Genomic DNA, 2,668 nt, shown 5'->3' with positions numbered 1-2,668 from the left:
TTGATCATCTCATCGCTCATAGGAGGAGCACAAGGTATATCTACGGTGTTATGATCGGCATGCGTGGTGCCAAATATAGGTATATCGCGCTGTGCCTGTGCCCATGCCGTTGCATACGTGGAATGTGTATGAACTATGCCGCCAATTTTTTCCCAGTGCTTGTATAATACCGCATGCGTTTTGGTATCAGACGATGGACGAAGTTTTCCTTCTACCGTTTTACCATCGAAGTCAACGATCACCATTTTTTCGGGTGAAAGTTCTTCGTATGGAACACCGCTTGGTTTGATGGCAAATACACCGGCAGCACGATCAACCGCACTCACATTACCAAAAGTAAAAAGCACCAACCCAAGTTTCGGCAATTGCATGTTGGCTTCATAAGCCGCTTGTTTTATAGAATCGTAATTAGGCATCCGGTATAGGACTATAAACTTTTAACCTTGAACACTAAACTTTAACAAATGAACATTGAACTTCAAACACCCAGTTTCTCCCCGGTTTCCATATACTGCTTATAGCGTTTGGCATAGACAGCACTCGCAGCAGCATTCGGTATATATTCCGCATCAAAGCCCTGCCCCATAGCGTTCATTGCATCTTCCACAGAGGGATATATACCGGTAGCAGTAGCGGCAAACATAGCGGCACCTGCTGCACAGGTTTGTTCAGATTTATGAATGCGGATAGGCATGTTCATCACATCGGCCATCACCTGCATTATATAAGGTGACTTTCTGGCTACACCTCCGAGGCCTATCAATCCTTTTACGGGTACTCCTTCTGTATTGAAGCGATCTACAATTGCTTTGGCTCCAAAGCATGTAGCTTCTACCCATGCTTTAAATAATCGTGGTGCATCGGTACCTAAACTCAAACCGGTTACTGCGCCTTTCAATAGTTGATTGGCGTCCGGTGTTCTTCTGCCATTCAGCCAGTCGATGGCAAGTTCGTTGTGCTCATCCAACGGCAGGGCTGCTGCCTGACGCGTGAGTTCCGGTATAATTTTATCGAGTAATTCTCCTTTTAGTTTGTCTGCTATATCAGGCGTAATGAGTGCCGATGATTTCAGCAATTGTTCGATGGGCCAGGCGAGTAAATTTTTAAACCACGCATAGGTATCACCAAAAGCAGATTGTCCTGCTTCAAGACCAATCATACCCGGAATGATCGAACCATTTACTTGTCCGCATATACCGCGTACCAGTTTACGTTCCATATCTTTTACAGGCACCACCATCATATCGCAGGTAGATGTACCCATCACTTTGCTGAGATGATAAGGCTCGATCTGTCCTCCCACAGCACCCATGTGACAATCAAACGCACCTACACCTATAATTACTTCGGTAGAAAGTCCTAAACGTTCAGCCCATTCTTTGCTGAGCTTACCGGCAGGTTTATCGGAAGTATAGGTCTCTTTGAATAATCGTGCAGTATATCCTTTAAGCAGCGGATCGAGCGAACTGAAAAATTCATCAGGCGGTAATCCGTTAAAGTCGGCAGACCATAATGCTTTATGTCCTGCAGAACACACTCCACGCTTGAGTGTATGCACATCGTTGCCACCGGTGAGTAAATATGGAATCCAGTCGCAATGCTCCACCCACGAGTAACAAGCTCTGCGCACGGCTTCATCTTCACGAAGTACGTGAAGTAATTTTGCCCAGAACCATTCGGATGAATATATACCTCCTACAAATTGCAGATAGTTTACATCAAACTTTTCAGCATGCGCATTGATCTCGGCAGCTTCTTTGGTAGAGGTGTGATCTTTCCACAACACAAACATAGCGTTGGGATTATTTTCAAACTCCGGTGTTAATGCCAATGGAGTTCCACGCTTATCCACCGCGACCGGTGTTGACCCCGTTGTGTCAACTGCTATACCTTTTATCTGACTGCGCACCGAAGCACCAGCCTCTTGAAGGCATTGCTTTATAGTGGCTTCAAGACCTTCTATATAGTCTTTGGGATGTTGCCTGAACTGATTTTTTACCGGATTGCAATACAGTCCGTCACGCCATCGCGGATAATAAAACACAGAAGATGCTACCTCTTCTCCGGAAGCAGCCTCTACTATAATAGAGCGAACGGAATCTGTTCCATAGTCCACTCCTATAACATAGCCTTTCGCCATAGTTGTTCAGTGATCAATCGTTTGAAACGGTCGCTAAGATACAATAAATTTTATAAGTGTATAATAAACATTTAAAAATAATAGATAGGAAGTTAATCAATCAAGAGTACCTACCGGTATTTTTGAAAAAGAAAAACTATTCCTGTTCACAACTTTTACATTTAGTAACTACCTTGTGTACTCGTAGTTAGTATTATCTTTATACTGTTGTGTACTATTGGTTGGCATGAATTCTTTATTCGCTATGGAGGCTGTGATTGATGAAAATCTCGATATTGATTCCTGGAAAATAACCGCTGAACATGGACAGCTATACTCGGCTGATATAGTTATTGATGCTTATCTTAAAGGAAAAAGAGAAGGACTACAACAAAATCAAAAGGCCCTGATTCAACAATTGGAAGCTAATGTTAAAAAAGCTTCTGTTCACACCGCCAAGGTTATTCAACATTTAAAGAGTCAGGGATTATGTCCGCTATCAGCGCACTTAAAATTAAGTTCGTTCGACAAGATGAATGTGTTACTTAC

At 43.1% G+C, this 2,668-nt stretch carries 3 protein-coding genes; 1 reads left to right on the top strand and 2 read right to left on the bottom strand.

The window, feature by feature from the left end:
• Both VIN08_RS14890 and VIN08_RS14885 read right to left on the bottom strand, forming a co-directional pair.
• On the bottom strand, positions 1-416 hold a 416-nt coding region (locus VIN08_RS14890), incomplete at its 3' end, for a class II aldolase/adducin family protein (protein WP_331966683.1).
• Between the two features lie 62 nt (positions 417-478).
• A complete protein-coding gene (locus VIN08_RS14885; protein WP_331966680.1) occupies positions 479-2,140 on the bottom strand; it encodes a ribulokinase in 1,662 nt (553 codons plus the stop codon).
• Positions 2,141-2,366: 226 nt separating this feature from the next.
• On the opposite strand from VIN08_RS14885, the gene VIN08_RS14880 reads away from it, so the two are divergent.
• A partial coding sequence (locus VIN08_RS14880; RefSeq protein ID WP_331966677.1) for a hypothetical protein occupies positions 2,367-2,668 on the top strand: 302 nt, incomplete at its 3' end.

Origin of the sequence: Ohtaekwangia sp., assembly GCF_036568665.1 — a bacterium.
In the GTDB taxonomy this organism is placed as follows: Bacteria; Bacteroidota; Bacteroidia; order Cytophagales; family Cyclobacteriaceae; genus Ohtaekwangia.
This window is presented reverse-complemented; position numbering and strand designations above follow the sequence as displayed.

Excerpts from the sequence above, each read along its gene's own strand:
- VIN08_RS14885 (WP_331966680.1), bottom strand. The coding sequence starts at position 2,140 with ATGGCGAAAGGCTATGTTATAGGAGTGGACTATGGAACAGATTCCGTT.